This window comes from Hungatella hominis, assembly GCF_014288005.1.
In the GTDB taxonomy this organism is placed as follows: domain Bacteria; phylum Bacillota; class Clostridia; order Lachnospirales; family Lachnospiraceae; genus Hungatella; species Hungatella effluvii.
Genome location: NZ_JACOPB010000009.1, coordinates 236,991 through 253,844, shown reverse-complemented (window position 1 = coordinate 253,844; position 16,854 = coordinate 236,991). Strand labels below are relative to the sequence as shown.

General features: G+C 50.9%; 20 protein-coding genes and 2 tRNA genes. 3 read left to right on the top strand and 19 right to left on the bottom strand.

The annotated features are described in order from the left end of the window. Positions 1 to 164: 164 nt before the first annotated feature. The 7 genes from H8S75_RS19535 to H8S75_RS19505 all read right to left on the bottom strand — a co-directional run bounded on the left by H8S75_RS19535 (position 165) and on the right by H8S75_RS19505 (position 4,710). Positions 165 to 253, bottom strand: a tRNA-Ser gene (locus tag H8S75_RS19535). A 48-nt stretch (positions 254 to 301) separates the two neighbouring features. Then, a tRNA-Ser gene (locus tag H8S75_RS19530) sits at positions 302 to 387 on the bottom strand. A 351-nt stretch (positions 388 to 738) separates the two neighbouring features. After that, positions 739 to 1,383 (bottom strand): pyroglutamyl-peptidase I, encoded by a 645-nt coding sequence (pcp, locus tag H8S75_RS19525; protein ID WP_187023039.1) that lies wholly within the window; start codon positions 1,381 to 1,383, stop codon positions 739 to 741. 69 nt (positions 1,384 to 1,452) lie between these two features. Then, positions 1,453 to 2,436, bottom strand: coding sequence for a 2,5-dihydroxypyridine 5,6-dioxygenase NicX family protein (locus tag H8S75_RS19520; protein WP_187023038.1), 984 nt, complete (start codon positions 2,434 to 2,436; stop codon positions 1,453 to 1,455). A gap of 34 nt (positions 2,437 to 2,470) precedes the next feature. Then, positions 2,471 to 3,415 (bottom strand): DUF979 domain-containing protein, encoded by a 945-nt coding sequence (locus tag H8S75_RS19515; protein WP_187023037.1) that lies wholly within the window; start codon positions 3,413 to 3,415, stop codon positions 2,471 to 2,473. 17 nt (positions 3,416 to 3,432) lie between these two features. Beyond that, entirely contained in the window at positions 3,433 to 4,134 is a 702-nt protein-coding gene (locus H8S75_RS19510; RefSeq protein WP_198292943.1) for a 5-oxoproline transporter, DUF969 family subunit, read from the bottom strand. A gap of 306 nt (positions 4,135 to 4,440) precedes the next feature. Further along, positions 4,441 to 4,710: a hypothetical protein gene (locus tag H8S75_RS19505; RefSeq protein ID WP_187023036.1), complete on the bottom strand. Its 270-nt coding sequence runs from the start codon at positions 4,708 to 4,710 to the stop codon at positions 4,441 to 4,443. 183 nt (positions 4,711 to 4,893) lie between these two features. Here H8S75_RS19505 and H8S75_RS19500 point away from each other — a divergent pair, with 183 nt between their 5' ends. Continuing rightward, positions 4,894 to 5,217 (top strand): helix-turn-helix domain-containing protein, encoded by a 324-nt coding sequence (locus tag H8S75_RS19500; protein ID WP_187023035.1) that lies wholly within the window; start codon positions 4,894 to 4,896, stop codon positions 5,215 to 5,217. 74 nt (positions 5,218 to 5,291) lie between these two features. On the opposite strand, the gene ispD is transcribed toward H8S75_RS19500, so the two are convergent. From ispD to H8S75_RS19450, 10 genes are all read right to left on the bottom strand, one after another. Beyond that, positions 5,292 to 6,005, bottom strand: coding sequence for a 2-C-methyl-D-erythritol 4-phosphate cytidylyltransferase (ispD, locus tag H8S75_RS19495; protein WP_187023051.1), 714 nt, complete (start codon positions 6,003 to 6,005; stop codon positions 5,292 to 5,294). 51 nt (positions 6,006 to 6,056) lie between these two features. Further along, a complete protein-coding gene (gene tsaD / locus H8S75_RS19490) occupies positions 6,057 to 7,094 on the bottom strand; it encodes a tRNA (adenosine(37)-N6)-threonylcarbamoyltransferase complex transferase subunit TsaD (RefSeq protein ID WP_187023034.1) in 1,038 nt (345 codons plus the stop codon). Between the two features lie 182 nt (positions 7,095 to 7,276). Beyond that, positions 7,277 to 8,182: a ribonuclease Z gene (locus tag H8S75_RS19485; RefSeq protein WP_002601512.1), complete on the bottom strand. Its 906-nt coding sequence runs from the start codon at positions 8,180 to 8,182 to the stop codon at positions 7,277 to 7,279. Positions 8,183 to 8,331: 149 nt separating this feature from the next. Beyond that, complete coding sequence (locus tag H8S75_RS19480) at positions 8,332 to 8,793, bottom strand: GNAT family N-acetyltransferase (RefSeq protein ID WP_243270350.1); 462 nt, start codon at positions 8,791 to 8,793, stop codon at positions 8,332 to 8,334. A 207-nt stretch (positions 8,794 to 9,000) separates the two neighbouring features. After that, the gene (locus tag H8S75_RS19475) at positions 9,001 to 9,243 is read right to left on the bottom strand and encodes a hypothetical protein (RefSeq protein ID WP_002601514.1); all 243 of its coding nucleotides are present in this window, start codon (positions 9,241 to 9,243) and stop codon (positions 9,001 to 9,003) included. A 127-nt stretch (positions 9,244 to 9,370) separates the two neighbouring features. Then, a complete protein-coding gene (gene rimI / locus H8S75_RS19470) occupies positions 9,371 to 9,823 on the bottom strand; it encodes a ribosomal protein S18-alanine N-acetyltransferase (protein ID WP_117634514.1) in 453 nt (150 codons plus the stop codon). Between the two features lie 34 nt (positions 9,824 to 9,857). After that, the gene (gene tsaB / locus H8S75_RS19465) at positions 9,858 to 10,571 is read right to left on the bottom strand and encodes a tRNA (adenosine(37)-N6)-threonylcarbamoyltransferase complex dimerization subunit type 1 TsaB (RefSeq protein WP_117634512.1); all 714 of its coding nucleotides are present in this window, start codon (positions 10,569 to 10,571) and stop codon (positions 9,858 to 9,860) included. Then, positions 10,568 to 10,996 (bottom strand): tRNA (adenosine(37)-N6)-threonylcarbamoyltransferase complex ATPase subunit type 1 TsaE, encoded by a 429-nt coding sequence (tsaE, locus tag H8S75_RS19460; RefSeq protein WP_117634510.1) that lies wholly within the window; start codon positions 10,994 to 10,996, stop codon positions 10,568 to 10,570. Before tsaE ends, tsaB begins: the two co-directional genes overlap by 4 nt. 41 nt (positions 10,997 to 11,037) lie before the next feature. Continuing rightward, complete coding sequence (locus H8S75_RS19455; RefSeq protein ID WP_117634508.1) at positions 11,038 to 11,634, bottom strand: YcxB family protein; 597 nt, start codon at positions 11,632 to 11,634, stop codon at positions 11,038 to 11,040. A gap of 9 nt (positions 11,635 to 11,643) precedes the next feature. Continuing rightward, on the bottom strand, positions 11,644 to 13,785 hold the full coding sequence (locus H8S75_RS19450) for a Tex family protein (RefSeq protein WP_187023033.1): 2,142 nt from the start codon (positions 13,783 to 13,785) through the stop codon (positions 11,644 to 11,646). A gap of 284 nt (positions 13,786 to 14,069) precedes the next feature. Between H8S75_RS19450 and H8S75_RS32750 the strand changes: the two genes are divergently transcribed. Further along, positions 14,070 to 14,561: a PD-(D/E)XK nuclease family transposase gene (locus tag H8S75_RS32750; RefSeq protein WP_349768951.1), complete on the top strand. Its 492-nt coding sequence runs from the start codon at positions 14,070 to 14,072 to the stop codon at positions 14,559 to 14,561. A 214-nt stretch (positions 14,562 to 14,775) separates the two neighbouring features. Further along, positions 14,776 to 15,162 (top strand): hypothetical protein, encoded by a 387-nt coding sequence (locus H8S75_RS19440; RefSeq protein WP_002601520.1) that lies wholly within the window; start codon positions 14,776 to 14,778, stop codon positions 15,160 to 15,162. Positions 15,163 to 15,252: 90 nt separating this feature from the next. Here the strand turns inward: H8S75_RS19440 and H8S75_RS19435 are convergent, their stop codons facing one another. After that, positions 15,253 to 15,615, bottom strand: coding sequence for a DUF2752 domain-containing protein (locus tag H8S75_RS19435; protein WP_055654995.1), 363 nt, complete (start codon positions 15,613 to 15,615; stop codon positions 15,253 to 15,255). A 17-nt stretch (positions 15,616 to 15,632) separates the two neighbouring features. After that, positions 15,633 to 16,841, bottom strand: a complete 1,209-nt coding sequence (locus H8S75_RS19430) for an aspartate kinase (RefSeq protein ID WP_187023032.1) — start codon at positions 16,839 to 16,841, stop codon at positions 15,633 to 15,635. Between the last annotated feature and the right edge of the window lie 13 nt (positions 16,842 to 16,854).

Here is a 16,854-nt window from a genome sequence, read left to right as displayed (position 1 = left end):
TTCGTATACAATACTTGTATTCGTTCTGAATTTTCTCATTCAAAGCCATCAAACAATGGCTTATTTTATTAGAATTTTCAGGGTTTTACATACTGTTCAATCTTCTGTTTTCAAAGTGCTGTGCGCATCTGACTCCGGGATAACATGTCCGGCGCAAATGCTAGCGCAGAAGGAGGGATTTGAACCCTCGCGCCGCTACTAACGGCCTACTCCCTTTCCAGGGGAGCCCCTTCAGCCGCTTGGGTACTTCTGCAATTAGCTGATTAAATTTCTATATAAAATTCAGCGGCAAACCTGCCAACGGAGAGGATGGGATTCGAACCCATGCGCCCTTGCGGACAAACGGTTTTCAAGACCGCCTCGTTATGACCACTTCGATACCTCTCCAAACGTGCTTTTCTATTTTAAGGGATAATCGCGCTTTTGTCAAGCACTTTTTTTCTCTTTTTTCAACCTCTGGAAGGTTTTAAAAGCGGGTTGCCATCAGAAGCAACTCGGCTAGTTTACCATTGTTTTTACAATCTGTCAACAGATTTCAACAAATTTTTCCAGTTTTTTTATTTTCCGCGTTTTACCGCCGTTTCCAGCTCATCAGCCGGTGCATTTACCAGTGTCTCACAGCGTAAATATGGCAGTCCGGAACAAAAGCGGTGGACTGTGATCCGGGAATCCGGTCATCTGTATCCGGTGCGCTTTTGCTCCGGCTCTCTGCCCTTATCTAGCGCGGGTGTCGAACGATCAGTGCGTCTCACCGGCACTGACACGGTCTGCCACTTTTTCGTCTACGATTGCCTCAATTGCATATTCAATCGATTTTTCGATTGCCTCAAGGGTCATGGATGGCGTTCCCGCCGCCTTGTCAATTACCTGGCCGCTGGCATATGGTACGTGAATAAAACCGGCGCGGATATTGGGATAGCGCTTCGCACACATATAAAGAACATTGTACATCACTGCATTGCAGACATAGGTTCCTGCTGTATAGGAGATCGAGCAGGGCAGACCATGCTCCCGTACATTCTGCATCATGGCCTTGACCGGCAGAGACGCAAAGTAAGCGTTCTCTCCGTCAGACTGAAGCAGCTCGTCCACCGGCTGCTCTCCCTGGTTGTCCGGAATTCTCGCATCTGCAAAGTTAATAGCCACCTTCTCGATGGTGACGCTGGCTCTTCCGCCTGCCTGACCTACATTCAGGACCACGTCAGGATGATGCTGCCGGATTCCCTCTTCCACGGACGGGCCGCATTTAGAAAATACCGTGGGTATCTCCAGCTTGATAATCTCCGCACCATGTATGGTGTCCGGAAGAAGCTTGACCGCCTCATACGCCGGATTTACTTTTTCTCCCCCAAATGGGTCAAAACCTGTTACTAAAATCTTCATAATTTTATTCTCTCCATTTTTCTTAAGATATACAGAAACGGTTATGGGAATCACACTTCCCGGTCCTGTCTAAAAAAATACAGGTTCCGGTATGATAATTCTCCCCTGCTGAATCAGCTGGCGGTTGTCCGCAAAAAGGTTCGGTTCCTTCGCTACCAGATCAAAATGGCCGTTCGCCTCATGGGTTCCGCCCAGCGCGATATTTCTGCCCAGGCCGATATGGAATGTACCATAGGCGGACTCGTCCTCAATGTAACACCGGCCGGCGCACTGGGAGTAGGAATTTAAACCGATCCCCAGCTCGCCCGCCACATAGATTCCGGAATCATGATAGCCTTCCATATACTCCTTCAACCGTTTGCCTGTGGGAGTCTCCTCGATCTCCACGATTCGTCCCTCTTTGAAGACGACTCGGGTATCTTCCCTGGCCGCTCCGATATAGCCCAGAGAGCCGTCGATCACCATCGTTCCATTGGTACCGCATTCCTCCACGGGAATATAGACCTCTATGCTGGCTGAAGAAAATCCGCCTCCATCTGCAGTTACCCCATTGAAAAATCCGGGCATTCTTCCTCTCTTCATCAGGGTCAGGTCCGTTCCCGCATCCGTCTTGATCTGGATGCGGGACGAGGATTTTAAGTATTTCATGATTACTTCTGCCGTCAGCTTCGACTTCTTTACGTCCATTTTCAGGAAATCAAAGGTCAGCATGGATTGTCCATTATTGGTGGAAAGGGGCAGAGAGAGAAACTTTGCACGGCGCTTTATCACATTTCTGGCCGCCTTCGTCGTCACAAGGCTGTACTCCGTAGCCGCAAGCACCGCGTTGTAAGAATCAAAGATATCGGGATGCTGGTCAAAGAAGACGCCCACATGCTGTCCCTGACGTTCTACCAGCAGAATGCTGACCGCGTGGGTGCGTTTTTCCGCCTGACGCTTTAAGACCTCCGCTTCGGCCATATTCTTCTCCCCCGCCACGATCATGAGGCGGTCCCAGGGCTTCAGCTTCAGCCATCGGTTAATAATAATTTTTGCTCCCTCTTCCAGTTCCATGTGCTCTGCGTTCCATTTCTTTATGTTCTGATTTTTAGTGCAGCGCGATCATATAGATAATCTGAACGACAATCATAATGAGCGCTACGACGATCTGATTCTTGATTACGCCAAAACGGTTCTTCATATCCAGGATAGCTACTGGTACAATGTTGAAATTGGCCGCCATCGGTGTCAACAGCGTTCCACAGAAACCGCAGGTTAAAGCTATCATGCCGATTACCACCGGATCCGCGCCGTAGTTTAAGATACAGGGCGCTCCGATACCGATCGTCATAACCGTGATCGCTCCATAAGCATTGCCCATAATGGCCGTAAATAATACCATGCCGATGGCAAATACAATAATTCCTATGGTTACATTTCCCGGAGGGACGATACCTGAGACAATCTTTCCGATTACCTCACCTACGCCGGCGGCCGTGAACACGCCTCCCAGTGCGCCCAGCAGCTGCGGCAGCATACAGAGCGGTCCCATCATGGACAGGAAACGCTCGGAATCCTTGAGAAACGTAGAAGGGCGGTTGTCCCTCGAATAAGCCATTAACAGAATGATAGAGATGATAACGCCGACAGCGACCCCCACCAGAGCGCTGATCTTGGTCAGCAGCGCGAAGGCCAGAGACATCACCCCCATGGTCAGAGCGGGAAGGAAAATCTTCATGCCGATTTTCTCATACTGCTTCCTTGAGTACTCTTTTGTCGGAATCGTCTGTTTTCCAACTTTTACACGTTTGAAGATGGCCGGGATGATCATGATGATGACGAGAATTCCCGAGACCTTGGTGGGCAGCCAGTGGCCAAGAGCACACACGATACCGAAGGAGGTCCAAAATACAAACGTTCCGTAGCGGGCCGGGTTCTCTTTGTCCAGTAAATTTTTAACGCCTGCGTAAATGGTAATCAGGCCGATGATGATATATACGCACTCCAGCAGCTTACTGCTGAGTGAAATTGCTGAATCCATAAAAAATGACATGAGTGACTACCTCCTGGTTATGATTTTCCTTTTTCTGATCTGCCGGATTTTAAGTATTTCTGTCTGAGACGCTTGTCCTTCAGAGTGAAATAGATGCAGGCGACGACAAGCGCCGTCAAAGCCACCGGAATCTCCACCTTGGCCAGATCGATGAGCTCTACTTCATAACCCAGTCCCTTTAACGTACCCTGGACGAGAAGTCCGCCGGAACCGCCTACAAACAGGACCTGGAAGAAGAACCAGCTGATATTCTCCATAGCGGAAGCCATTCCCTTCGCCTCCTCTATGTAGTCCTCATCCGCAGGCTCGTCATCTTCGGAGATGGCGCCTTCCGCCATAGGCAGAAGTACCGGACGTATAAAGCCGGCAACACCGCCGAAGCCCACGTTAAACGCACCAAAAAAGGAACGCATGGCTCCATAGATGCATACCAGCTTTCCGACGGTCACATTCTTGAATTTGCGGATAAAGTCCGCAGCCGCCTCACGAAGCCCGTTGCGTTCCAGCGTTCCGGTCACAAGTAAGATAATAATAAAAATAGCCATACTTCTGTTTGATACAAAATTGCTTCCTAGGTTTTCCAGCAGTCCGCCTACTCCCAGTCCTCCGACGAGAGCCGTGGAAACAGCTGCCAGAAAGATGATCAGAATAGAATCCAGCTTTAATGCAAAGCCGACAATGACGATTACAATTCCGATAAGTTTCAGATACTCCATCATACTACCTCCTAAATATAGTTTTCCCCACACGCAGCTTAAGCGCGCGATCGTTATCTTTCTATTATACAGTAACGAAGGGGGTTTTTCAACCGGAATACCAGTGCCAGTCCACCGTCATTTCGGGATTCCCGCCGGTATTTCCCCCTCCTGAACACTATCCGGAACAGGAAAAAACAGAAAAAAGATATCCACAGAATACCTCCTGAAAGAGCCGTAAACTTCTCTCTCAGGAAATATTCTGTGGATATCTTTTACCTGCTGAAATCTCCCCGAAATGCGTGTGAGGGGGATGTTTTCATTTTCTCATCACATCTGGCTGTTCTTTTCAAGCCGTATCATCAGACCTTTTTTGGCCTCTGTCGATGCGGAATACTCCGTCTTTTCGCCGGTGATATAGTAGATTGCATCATTCCAGGTCTCTGTAGTATATTCCTCAGCAGGAATCTCGTCAAGAGCGGCGCGGCATTGGAACCTGCGTTTCGTCCCGCGTAAATCGGATAAATACTGGCAGCCCATTCTGGAACTTAACTGCTCCAGCAAATCGGTTCTGCCGCTTCCTTCCCGTATTTTTTCCATTGTTTCACGCTCCTATTCATTCGTTATTCCAGTGCATTTTGAGAAATGTGTTCGCATCATACATTTAATACTCCATATGGTTAATAATATTGTAATCAATGCAATATGTCAAGTGAGGGATTGCATTATTTGCTACATATATTTCATTGAATGCAATACTATGAAACTGGAAGGGGGTATTTTATGTATATCGACTTCAATTTTGCAAAACGTCTTTCTGAGCTGCGGACACAAAAAGGCGTATCCGCGCGGGACATGAGTCTGTCACTGGGCCAGAACCCCACATATATCCATAAAATAGAAAATGGGACCGCTCTCCCATCCATGATGGGGTTCTTTTATATATGTGAGTATTTAAACATCGAACCCTCCGACTTTTTTGCTGTGGAGAGACCCTGTCCTGCCAAACTAAAAGATATTATGGAAGATGCACAGCACTTGAATCGTGAGCAGCTGGATCATCTTCATCTCCTGATAAAGGATCTGTTGAAGGCAGGGCAAAAATAAGCCGCAAAAAAGAGCTTGACTGGTATCACCCGGTCAAACTCTTTTTTCTGTCCGTATTCCTCTTCTATTGTCAGCTAAATCATATGATTTCTTCTCAGCAATACCTCCGCCAGATCCATGTCCTCCGGCGTGGTCACCTTGATATTGGAATAGTCGCCGCGGATCAGCTTCACCTTCCGGTCCGTCATACTCTCCACGACCATAGCGTCGTCCGTCACACCGGTCTGATACGCTTCCGATGAAAGCAGCTTCGAGTAAGCGCCGAAGATCAGGCCATAATCGAAGGCCTGAGGCGTCTGAATCTGCCAGAGACGGCTTCTGTCGGGTGTCATGACGGCAAATTCGTCGTCATCAGACATTTTCACCGTGTCCTTCACCGGCATTCCCACCACGCAGGCGCCGTAACGGCCGGCCCCCTCTACAGCCGCGGAAATGATCTCCCTGGTGACACAGGGCCTTGCGCCGTCGTGGATCAAGACAATATCACAGTCTGTCACCGCCTTCAGCCCCTCAAACACGGAGTGGTACCGCTCTCTGCCGCCCTCCGTGATCTGACTGACCTTTTGAAAGCCGAATCTCTCCACAATCTCTTTTCTGCAGTACCCGGTCTCTCCCCGTCCGGTGACGAGAATAATCTGCTTTACCGGGCTGTCTTCAAATGCTTTTAACGCATAGTAAATGAGAGGCTTTCCCCCCAGTTCCAGATACTGCTTCTGAATATCGCTTTCCATGCGCGTTCCTTTTCCGGCAGCCAGAACGATGGCCGCCGTATTTCTGCATTCCCGCATCTTCACGTATCCCCCCCTCTTTCAGTCCCTGGTTCCGGCTCTATTCGCCGTTTAACGCTCTCCCAGCTTCAGGTTCGGCACTGCGTTTAAATCCCAGCCCGCCCTGGCGCCGCCCATGTATTCATAATAGGCCGCGACACCGATCATGGCGGCGTTGTCCGTACAGTAAATGGGGGATGGATAATAGAAATCAATTCCCGCCTTGCTGCACGCCTTCTTCATCCCCTCACGAAGAGCGGAGTTGGATGCCACGCCTCCGGCGATCGCCACCTTATGAAATCCGTATTCCTTCGCCGCCGCTATCGTATGGCTCACCAGCACGTCCACAACCGCGTTCTGGAACGAGGCCGCCAAATCGGGGACATTGATCTCCTCCCCCATCATCTTCGCATGGTTGATGTGATTCAACACGGCTGATTTGAGGCCGCTGAAGCTGAAATCGTAGACGTTGGCCTCCACCTTTGCCCTCGGAAAACGGATGGCCTGCGGATTGCCCTCTTTCGCAGCCTTATCGATCTTCGGACCGCCCGGGTATCCCAGTCCCACAGCCCTGGCCACCTTGTCAAATGCCTCTCCCGCCGCGTCGTCTCTCGTTCTGCCCAGGATCTCGAACTCACCGTAATCCTTCACTACAACGAGGTGCGTATGGCCGCCTGAGACAATCAGACACATAAAGGGCGGTTCCAGCTCCGGATGCTCGATAAAATTGGCGGAAACATGCCCCTCGATGTGATGGACTCCGACCAGCGGCTTCTTAGCCGCATAGGCGATGGCCTTTGCCTCGGCTACGCCCACCAAAAGCGCGCCTACCAGGCCTGGCCCGTAGGTCACGCCGACAGCGTCCATCTCCTCCATTGTCATCCCGGCTTCAGAAAGGGCCGCTTCCACCACCTGGTTAATCTTTTCAATATGTTTTCTCGACGCGATCTCGGGCACCACTCCGCCATAGATGGTGTGGAGTGCAATCTGGGAGGAGATGATGTTGGACAGCACTTCCCGGCCGTTCTTCACCACCGCCGCCGCGGTCTCATCACAGGAGCTCTCAATCGCCAGTATATAGACATCTTCCTCAGTATGATTCTTTTTCATTTCATTTGCCTCATCAATCTTCATCAAATTCGTAACAATTTCGCCGTGCATCTTCATGTTTTCGAAAAGCCCGAAAACATGAAGCCCGGGCGTTCAGCCCTATGTCAGTATGTACAAAAAAGCGCTTATACAAGCGAGCTTGTAACACACTTTTCCGTACATACTGCCGCACGGCTGAATCGTTACTCAAATTCCAGTTCCACGGTCCATGCGTCCTTCGCCGCCTTTGCCCGCGGAAAGATCTCTCTTACCTTGTCCATAAACTCCTCAGGCCTCGTCAGGGAAGGACTGTAATGGGTCAGCCACAGCTGCTTCGGATTCGCTTCCTTCGCCAGCCTGGCCGCCTCGTAAAAGGTCATGTGCTTGTATTCTCTGGCCTTGGCCTCCTTGCCGTCCTCACCGTACATGCCCTCACAGATAAAGAGATCCGCATCCTTCGCATATTCGGCAATCACCGGCACCGGTCTCGTATCGGTACAGTACGTAACCTTTAAGCCTCTCCGCGTCGGGCCCAGAACCATGTCCGGTGTAAATACCTTTCCGTCCTCTTCCATGGTCTCTCCCCGCTGCAGACGGCTCCAGAATTTCTGAGGTATCTCATACTCTTTCGCCCGTTCCACATCGAAACGGCCCGTTCTCGGAATGGAAATGGAATATCCGTAACAGACCACGTTGTGATTCACACGGTACGCGTCAATCACGTAGGGCCCCATCTTAAGCTGTTCTCTCGGCTCACTGAGCTCGATGAATTTCAGTTCAAAGGGCAGTTCCGGTGCGATCACGCGAAGCGCCGTCACCACCCGCTCCAGCCCCCTGGGGCCGATCATGGTCAGGGGTTCTGTCCGTTCCGCGTTTCCCATGGTTAAAAGAAGTCCCGGCAGACCGCTGATGTGGTCCGCGTGGTAATGAGTAAAGCAGATGACGTCAATCGGCTTGGGGCTCCATCCCTTTTCCTTCAGCGCAATCTGCGTTCCCTCGCCGCAATCGATTAAAAGGCTGCTTCCATCACAGCGCGCCATCATGGAAGTCAGCCACCGATACGGCAGAGGCATCATACCTCCCGTGCCCAGCAAACATATATCTAACATAGACAGATCCTCGTTTCTTTCATTATTTATTTCAGTCCATCTTTCGGATCACGAATCCAAAAGGACACAGCAACTGCGCTGCCGCCTAACCGAAATCATAACACAGGTTGGCATAAATAATCAAGAGTCTTTGTCTGGCCGGGCTTCACTCATTTTTTCTTCATCATAATGTATTCCGTTATTCCCTCTCTGTAAAGGCCGGGAATCTCCCCCACCTGCCGATAGCCATTTTTTTCGTAAAAACGCTTCGCTTCCGGATTGAAATCTGCAACAACCAAAAATAGTTTGTGATCATCGGCACAAACTACATTTTCCAGGTAATCTATTAACTTTCTGCCAATCCCCTGGCCTCTGTATTCCTCTTTCACAGCAATGAGGTGTAAGTAAGGGAAACTGTGAAAACACCCCTTTGGTATGTAATAAAAAAAACCTGCACACCGGTCCTTGATCAGAGCGATATACAGATTCCCCTGCTCTACCCCCTCTAATACGGCGCTCTCACCGCTCCCCTCGCTGGCAAAATACCGTTTCCCCAATTCCGAGTTCAAGAGTGCTTCTTCGCAGTCTTTCCGATGCTGCATGGTTCCTTTTTTAATTTTAATATCCATCATCTTCCCCTCTTATCTCATGGCCCAGATACCGGACCGCGCCGGGAAAACTTCGTCTATCCTGTTTTCCAACGCCTCCGGTATACAGCCCCATGGCTTCCGTGCAGTCCGGAGAGGGGTATGAACAGGAGCGCAGATGATTTCTTTTTTCCTGTCTGTCCCCCGCTCCGAACTGCACGGAAGCCATGGAGCGTTACCGTTCTTACCTATTCACAGAAATTCCTTCTGCTCCTCCACGTCCACCGGAAGCTTGAACTCACTGATTACTGCGTCATAACACGGTTCACATAAATCAAAATGGTGAATCTCCCCATCCTTTTCCGAAAAAAAATCCCACGCATGATTAATGCTTAAAACACCTTCCCTCACGATTCCATCCACTACAATCAATTTCTTGCCGCAGCAGTTGCATACAACTGCCTCCAGCTGGCCGCCGCTTGTGTACTTTCTCATCCTACTCTCACCTTTCTTTTTCGCACTTTCCGGATTTCTCCAGTTCGCCGCTGTCTGATTTTGCAGATGCGAAAAGGAGCATCCTTACCGGATACCCCTACATTATAAACGGTGCCATGGTGAAATTTTAGTGGTAAATGTTTGAAATCTCACGGTTCCACATGATCACGGCATCTTCCTTTGGGTCCCTGTAGTAATCACTGCGGATGCACTCCTCTTTAAAACCATAGGATTTATATAGGCTTCTGGCCGGTGTGTTGCCTTCTCTCACCTCCAGAGCGATGGCTGTCACCCCATTTTTTCTGGAATTTTCGACCACGCCTTCCATCAGTTTCTTCCCATACCCGAGACCCCTTAAAGGCGGGCGCACGCCGATACGGAGAAGTTCCGCCTCGCCTGCAATGGTGCGGAACACACAGTATCCGGAAGCCTCTCCCTCCTCTTCCAGAATCAGCCATGTATCCAGTCCCGTATGGAGGGAATCAAGAATCATCTCCGGCGTCCACGGATCGCTGAAACACAGCGTCTCCATCTCAGCGACACAGTCCATATCCGTCTCCGGAATCATTTCTCTAAGCATACAGCCGCTCTCCTTTATTCGCGCTCCAGGGTTGTTACAGGAAATTATGCAACGCTGTACTAGCTTCCCGTTCCCGCTCCGCCTGGGGCTTTCTCAAGTAATCCGGCGCGTGTTCTTCGGCAGTCTCGATTCGCCCTTCTTCGTAATAGATACAGCCCAGAGCCGCCACAGCCGCGGCCCTCTGCCTGTTGACATGCGCCGGAGCAAATGAATACGGGACGGTCATGCGTTCCGCGATCCGCTCTCTGTAAACGGGAACTCCGTCTCCCAGGAACACTACCCGGGTTTCCATGTTGTTTAATTCATCCACCAGTTCATCGATGTCCATGGCGCACTGCTCCCTGACAGCCGTAAATCCCTCCCGGTTGTCATAGATACCGGTGTAGACCTGGTTTCTTCTGGCGTCCATGATCGGGCAGACCAGACCGCCATAGCCGTACATGCCGTACGCCATACCGTCTACCGTTGGGATATGAATAAGCGGCTTCTTAAGAGCCAGCCCAAGCCCCTTCCCTGTGGCAGAACCGATACGGAGACCGGTAAACGATCCCGGTCCGCCAGACACGGCAATCGCGTCTACGGTTTCTAAATCCAGCTCCACCATGCGGACAATCTCATCCAGCATGGGTAACAGCGTCTGGGAATGGGTCTTCTTAAAATTCACCGTATATTCCGCTGTCACCACGCCGTCCGTCACTACGGCCACCGATGCCACCAGCGACGAGCTCTCTATCCCTAATATCCTCATTCCAGTCCCTCCACAGTAATCCTTCTGTAATCAAATCCTTTTTCTAACTCCTTTTCGATCTTCACCGTGATCACATCCTCCGGCAGAATTTCCTCAATCAGGCCTCCCCATTCCACCAGGCTGACGCCGTCTCCGTAGAAACAGTCCTCATAGCCGATCTCGTCCATCTCGCTGATATCCCCGATCCGGTAAACATCAAAATGGTAAAACGGCATCCTGCCGTCGTCATACTGCTTGATGATGGTAAAGGTCGGGCTGTCCACAGGTCCTTCCACACCGAGACCGTCGGCAAATCCCTGCGTAAATACAGTCTTTCCAACTCCTAAATCTCCGTTTAAACAGTATACGGAAGACGGCTTCGCCGCCTCCCCCAGCCGTCTGCCAAGGGCATACGTCTCTTCCGGTGTCCATGTCTCTGTTACCATTTATTCTTTCCTCCATACCGTTTTACCGGCCCTGCTGCCTCTTATATCTTCTTTCTCCGCTCCGCCGGCAGGCTCTCCCGGAACAGTTCCGACAGCGCCTCTCTCTTCTCGCCGGTAATGGAATCCGGGAGCAGATACGCGTGTACCTTGTCCATGTATACAATCATCATGCCTCTGATCCGCTCCACCCGTCCGATGTTCTCCCAGACGAGCTCCAGGCGCTCCGTTCCCTGAGTCACTACGACGCCTTCCCTGCTGAAGGAAAGGTTCATCGGATTCTGGATAACCGGACTCTTAGACTGCCTGGCCGCCTTCATATACAGGAGAAACGGCTGCCACACAGTGAACATCAGCGCGCAGATAACAAGCAGCGCCCGGTACACCGCCGTGTTGGATCCCCAGGTGGTAACCAGCAGAAAGATGGCCGCCAGGCTGAAAATCACATTGAATATGCCCAGCATTCCTTTGTTGGAGTGGTACAGGGAGAATTTCCATAAGTCCTTAGCAGTCAGCTTCACAGTAAATGCCACCGGGTCTGTCTGTACCATTGGCTCCTGTTCCATCGTTTCCTGCTCCATCGGCTCCCGTTCCATCGCCTCACGCTCCATCGGCTCCCGATCCATTGGTTCCTGTTCCATACGCACCTCCTATAATTTCATTGTCAGCGCGATACGTTTTTTTGCCACGTCCACACTGATCACCTTGACTTCCACGATGTCCCCGACACTGACCGCCTCCAGCGGATGCTTGATAAATTTTTCCGACATCTGTGAAATGTGGACCAGTCCATCCTGATGGACTCCGATATCCACAAATGCGCCGAAATCGATGACATTTCTCACCGTGCCCTTTAACACCATGCCCGGCTGTAAATCCTTCATATCCAGCACATCCGTGCGCAGGATCGGCTTCGGCATCTCATCTCGCGGGTCACGGGCCGGTTTTTCCAGTTCTTTTACGATATCCTGAAGGGTAATCTCTCCGATTCCCAGTTCTTCGGCCAGCTTTTTATAGCCTGTGACCTTCTTGCCGATTCCCTTGATCCCGCCGTGAGCCAGCTCGGCCACGTCATAGCCCAGCCTGTCCAGCAGCTTTTCGGCCGCCTCGTAGCTCTCCGGATGTACGCTGGTGCCGTCGAGAGGATTCCTGCCTCCCTGGATTCTCATGAAGCCCGCGCACTGCTCGTACGCCTTCGGCCCCAGCTTCGCCACCTTTAGCAGCTGGTTTCTGGAGGTAAAGGCCCCATTTTCTTCCCGGTACGTCACGATATTCTTGGCAATCGTCTTCGTGATTCCGGAAATGTATTCAAGCAGTGAGGCCGAGGCGGTGTTCAAATCCACGCCAACCCGGTTTACGGCGGTCTCAACGACTCCCGTCAGCGCTTCGCTCAAATGCTTCTGATTCATATCATGCTGGTACTGGCCCACCCCGATGGATTTGGGATCGATCTTCACCAGCTCCGACAGCGGATCCTGAAGCCGTCTCGCGATGGAGACCGCACTCCTCTGTCCCACGTCAAACTGCGGAAACTCCTCTGTGGCCAGCTTGCTGGCTGAGTATACGGAAGCGCCCGCCTCATTGACGATAATATACTGAACCGGCTGCTGCAGTTCTTTTAACAGATCCACGATAATCTGTTCCGACTCCCTGGAAGCCGTTCCATTTCCCACGGAAATCAGGGAAACGTTGTATTTCTTAATCATCTTCTTTAAGATGACCTTTGCTTCCTCAACCTTGTTCTGGGGCGCGGTCGGATAGATAACCACGGTATCCAGCACCTTTCCGGTCTCGTCCACCACGGCCAGCTTGCATCCGGTACGGAACGCCGGGTCCCAGCCCATGACGACGCGGCCCACAATTGGAGGCTGCATCAGAAGCTGCTCTAAGTTCTTTCCGAACACCTTGATAGCGCCGTCCTCCGCCTTCTCCGTCAAGTCGTTTCTGATCTCCCGCTCGATCGCAGGGGCGATCAGACGGTCATAGCTGTCCGCCACCACTTCCCGTAAAACGGGTGTGGTATTGGGGTTGTCCTTTGCGATCACTTTCTTTTCCAGAAAGCGGATGATCTGTTCCACAGGAGCCAGCACCTTTACGGTCAGAAACTTCTCTTTTTCCCCACGGTTCAGGGCCAGAATCCGGTGGCCCGCCGTCTTCTTGATGGTCTCCTCGTACTGATAGTACATCTCATAGACTGACTCCGCCTTCTCATCCTTTGCCACAGACTGGAGGCTGCCCTGGCTCATCGTCGTGTTTCGGATATATGTCCGGTATTCCGCATTGTCGGAGATCCGCTCCGCGAGAATATCCTTGGCTCCTTCCACAGCTTCCTCCGCCGTGGAGACACCTTTCTCTTCCGAGATATAATCCCTGGCCGCATCGAGAACAGAGCCTTTCATCTGCTGAAGCAGGATTAAATCTGCCAGCGGTTCCAGACCTTTTTCCTTTGCGATGGTCGCCCTCGTCCTGCGCTTCGGGCGGTACGGACGGTATAAATCCTCCACAGCCACCAGTGTGGCTGCCGCCAGAATCTGCCTTTCCAGTTCCGAAGTCAGCTTCTCCTGCTCGCGGATCGAAGAAATCACCTGCTCCTTCTTCTCTTCCAAATTGCGCAGATACCGCAGTCTCTCATCCAGATTCCTCAAGACCTCGTCATTCAATGATCCGGTCGCTTCTTTTCTGTATCTGGCAATAAACGGAATCGTGTTGCCCTCGTCGATCAGTTTGACAGCCGCTTCCACCTGGCCGCGGCCGATTCCCAGTTCTTCCTGTAGTGCCCTGATAATGTCCATGTTTTTCCCCTTATGTCTTAATACTTGACTCAATTTAATTATTATAATTCATACAGGAAGGTTATGCAAGACGGGAATTGACAGGATCTGGGATATCCAAATTATTAATCTCTTCCCCCTGTAAAAACCGGTTTTATTTTTATGAAAAATCTGGTATACTGATCTTATTCTATTTCTTTTCTGCTCAGGCAGAATCATACAGCTGTTTTTACAGTTGTCTTTCTGGAAGTTCATCCGGATAATCCTGTTTAACCAATTAAAAGGATGGAACCTGGTACTCGGTTATCGAATTCCGGGACAGAAAAACGCACCGGTTATATAGTGACAAAATGAGCCTGCGCGTGTTACAATTAAGCCAGTTATCGAAGGCAACACCGGAAGAACGGAAGTCGGAAATCTATGCATGGGCACAGATGATTTCTGCTGATGATTGGGAGGTGCTTAAGAAAATGGCAGAAAGAAATGAGTATATGAAAGCAGCTGTGGACGAATCAGAAAAAATAAATGCGGAAAAGGAAAAACGTTACCACTATCTTATGCGCGAGAAACGGGAACACGATGAAGCGACCATACGTGATTATGAAAGAGGCCGGGGGCTTGCTCAGGGTAAAGCGGAATCTGTTCTGGAACTTCTGGAGGAATTTGGGGAAGTGCCGGAACAGCTGCGTGCTGCTGTTTTAGGACAGCACGACATAAATACCCTGAAGGCATGGCTTAAATATGCCGCCAAAGCGCAATCTATGGAAGATTTTATAAACTGTATGCAGCATAGATAAATACCACATGCCAAAATTGGGCTGTGACACAGATTTTATTTCGTGTCACAGCCCTGTTTCATCTGCCGGATATCATTTCCGACAGTCAAATATTACCGTTAATCCCCTGTGTATGGTGCCTCAATCTGGGGCTGCTCTGCCTTCCCTCCTACTGGACATGCGGCCATTTTCGTGCTACAATCATACAATAGCATTCAGAAGAGGTACTTATACAATGGAAGATAATAACAATAAAAACAACGGCCTGCTTCCGAATATGCCGTCACCGGGAACCCTCTGGGCCTCCTGGTCGGTATTTCTGGGCGGCCTGGGCCTTATAGGCAACTGCATGTGCGGTCCCATCTGGGGCCTTCCTGCAGGACTGACTCTCGGCCTTCTGGGAATTGCCTGTGCCGTGGCGTCCAAAAAGGGAAAGCCGTTTACACAGCAGGCGCAGCTTGGGCTGATCCTGTCGATTCTGGCGGCGGTCTGCGGTCTGCTCATGACATTCTTTATCATTATCGTTTACGATGTTATGGGGACTGACACCATGGCCGGCAAATATTTCCGTGATTTGATGGAAGCGCTGCAGAATCCGGCTGCGCTGTTTCCAACTCAATAATCTCAGCAGATTTGCAGAAGAAAGAGCTCCTGGAAATTGGAAAGATAATATCCAATTCCCAGGAGCTCTTTTCATATGCTCCAGTACATCTTATTTCAGCAGCGGCAGCAAATCCACTCCGCGGAACACCAGCATGTAATTCTTGTAAAACCAGTTTCCCACCACAATACCCGCGCCGATCAGGATAAAGAGATTATACCGCCTGATATGCAGCCCCGGACGGTGAAAGACACGGGACGCGCCCCAGGATACCAGCTCCAGCAGAACGACGACAGCCCCGTAAAGCACGAGAGGATGGTACTGAAAGCTCATGCGCAGATCGCCATAGAGAAGTTCCCTCACTGCTCTCGTCCCTCCGCATCCCGGGCAGTACAGCCCGGTCAGGGAATGGAAGGCGCAGGGCATTCCAATGCCCAGCAGCTTTTTTATAAAGCCAAAGACCTCATTAATCATTTTCGTCTCTGCCCTGATCAGTCTGCTAAATCAAACGCGTCATGGACGGTTCTCATGGCACGGTTCACGTCTTCTTCCGCAATGAGCACGGTAATTCTGATCTCTGACGTTGCAATCATCTTGATATTGACATTGGCGCTGTAGAGAGACTCAAACATCTTGGCGGCCACGCCCGGATTACTGGTCATTCCCGCGCCGATGATGGAGATCTTCGCCACGCCTTCCTCACAGGCAATGGTCTGAGCCGTAAGGACTTCCCGGTTTTCATTCAGCAGCGTCATGGCCTCCTGCAGATCCGTTCTCGCCACGGTAAAGGAGATATCCTTTCTCTCTTCCCGGCCGATGGACTGGATGATGATATCCACGTTGATATGGTGTCTCGCCAGCAGGTTGAATATTTTAAAAGCGATACCCGGTTCATTCTTCACTCCGATCACGGAGATACGGGCCACATTCTTATCCGCGGCCACACCGCTAACCAGCATTCTTTCCACTTTTGTTTCCTCCTTGATGATAGTACCTACCGCCCTCGTAAGGCTCGATAAGACCACTAACTGAACTCCGTACCGCTTTGCCATCTCGACGGAACGGTTATGTAATACCTTGGCTCCCAGAGAGGCAAATTCCAGCATCTCGTCGTAGGATACCTCGGTAAGCTTTCTCGCATTGGGTACGATTCTCGGATCCGCTGTGTATACACCATCCACATCGGTGTAAATCTCGCAGGCGTCTGCATGGAGAGCCGCCGCAAGCGCCACCGCGGTAGTATCGGAACCGCCGCGTCCCAGAGTCGTTATGTCATCGTACTTGTTGATTCCCTGAAAACCGGTGATGATTACGATCTTTCTGGCATCCAGTTCATGGCGGATGCGCTCGGTATCGATCCGTTTTAACTTGGCCATGCCGTAGGCCGATGTGGTGTGCATGGCAACCTGTGCCGCATTTAAGGACACGGCAGGCACGCCCAGCGCGCTCATGGCCATGGACATCAGCGCGACGCTGGTCTGTTCTCCAGTGGCCAGAAGCATATCCATCTCCCTTTTTGGGGGATTGGGATTGATCTCACGAGCCTTTGCAATTAAGCCATCCGTCGTCTTTCCCATAGCCGATAAGACGACCACGACCTCATTTCCTTTTTCATAATCCTCGATGCAGCGTCTTGCCACATTGTATATTCTGTCTTTATCCGCGACGGAACTTCCGCCGAATTTCTTTACGATTAACATGGATGCGGTCCTT

Coding starts and splice junctions, on each gene's coding strand:
- H8S75_RS19440 (WP_002601520.1), top strand. CDS start 14,776: ATGGAAGATAATAACAATAAAAACAACGGCCTGCTTCCGAATATGCCG.
- tsaB (WP_117634512.1), bottom strand. CDS start 10,571: ATGAGGATATTAGGGATAGAGAGCTCGTCGCTGGTGGCATCGGTGGCC.
- H8S75_RS19500 (WP_187023035.1), top strand. CDS start 4,894: ATGTATATCGACTTCAATTTTGCAAAACGTCTTTCTGAGCTGCGGACA.
- H8S75_RS19455 (WP_117634508.1), bottom strand. CDS start 11,634: ATGGAACAGGAACCAATGGATCGGGAGCCGATGGAGCGTGAGGCGATG.
- H8S75_RS19505 (WP_187023036.1), bottom strand. CDS start 4,710: ATGGAAAAAATACGGGAAGGAAGCGGCAGAACCGATTTGCTGGAGCAG.
- tsaD (WP_187023034.1), bottom strand. CDS start 7,094: ATGAAAAAGAATCATACTGAGGAAGATGTCTATATACTGGCGATTGAG.
- H8S75_RS19510 (WP_198292943.1), bottom strand. CDS start 4,134: ATGATGGAGTATCTGAAACTTATCGGAATTGTAATCGTCATTGTCGGC.
- H8S75_RS19435 (WP_055654995.1), bottom strand. CDS start 15,615: ATGATTAATGAGGTCTTTGGCTTTATAAAAAAGCTGCTGGGCATTGGA.
- tsaE (WP_117634510.1), bottom strand. CDS start 10,996: ATGGTAACAGAGACATGGACACCGGAAGAGACGTATGCCCTTGGCAGA.
- H8S75_RS19430 (WP_187023032.1), bottom strand. CDS start 16,841: ATGTTAATCGTAAAGAAATTCGGCGGAAGTTCCGTCGCGGATAAAGAC.
- ispD (WP_187023051.1), bottom strand. CDS start 6,005: ATGCGGGAATGCAGAAATACGGCGGCCATCGTTCTGGCTGCCGGAAAA.
- pcp (WP_187023039.1), bottom strand. CDS start 1,383: ATGAAGATTTTAGTAACAGGTTTTGACCCATTTGGGGGAGAAAAAGTA.
- H8S75_RS19485 (WP_002601512.1), bottom strand. CDS start 8,182: ATGTTAGATATATGTTTGCTGGGCACGGGAGGTATGATGCCTCTGCCG.
- H8S75_RS19480 (WP_243270350.1), bottom strand. CDS start 8,793: ATGATGGATATTAAAATTAAAAAAGGAACCATGCAGCATCGGAAAGAC.
- H8S75_RS19450 (WP_187023033.1), bottom strand. CDS start 13,785: ATGGACATTATCAGGGCACTACAGGAAGAACTGGGAATCGGCCGCGGC.
- H8S75_RS19475 (WP_002601514.1), bottom strand. CDS start 9,243: ATGAGAAAGTACACAAGCGGCGGCCAGCTGGAGGCAGTTGTATGCAAC.
- H8S75_RS19515 (WP_187023037.1), bottom strand. CDS start 3,415: ATGTCATTTTTTATGGATTCAGCAATTTCACTCAGCAGTAAGCTGCTG.
- rimI (WP_117634514.1), bottom strand. CDS start 9,823: ATGCTTAGAGAAATGATTCCGGAGACGGATATGGACTGTGTCGCTGAG.
- H8S75_RS19520 (WP_187023038.1), bottom strand. CDS start 2,436: ATGGAACTGGAAGAGGGAGCAAAAATTATTATTAACCGATGGCTGAAG.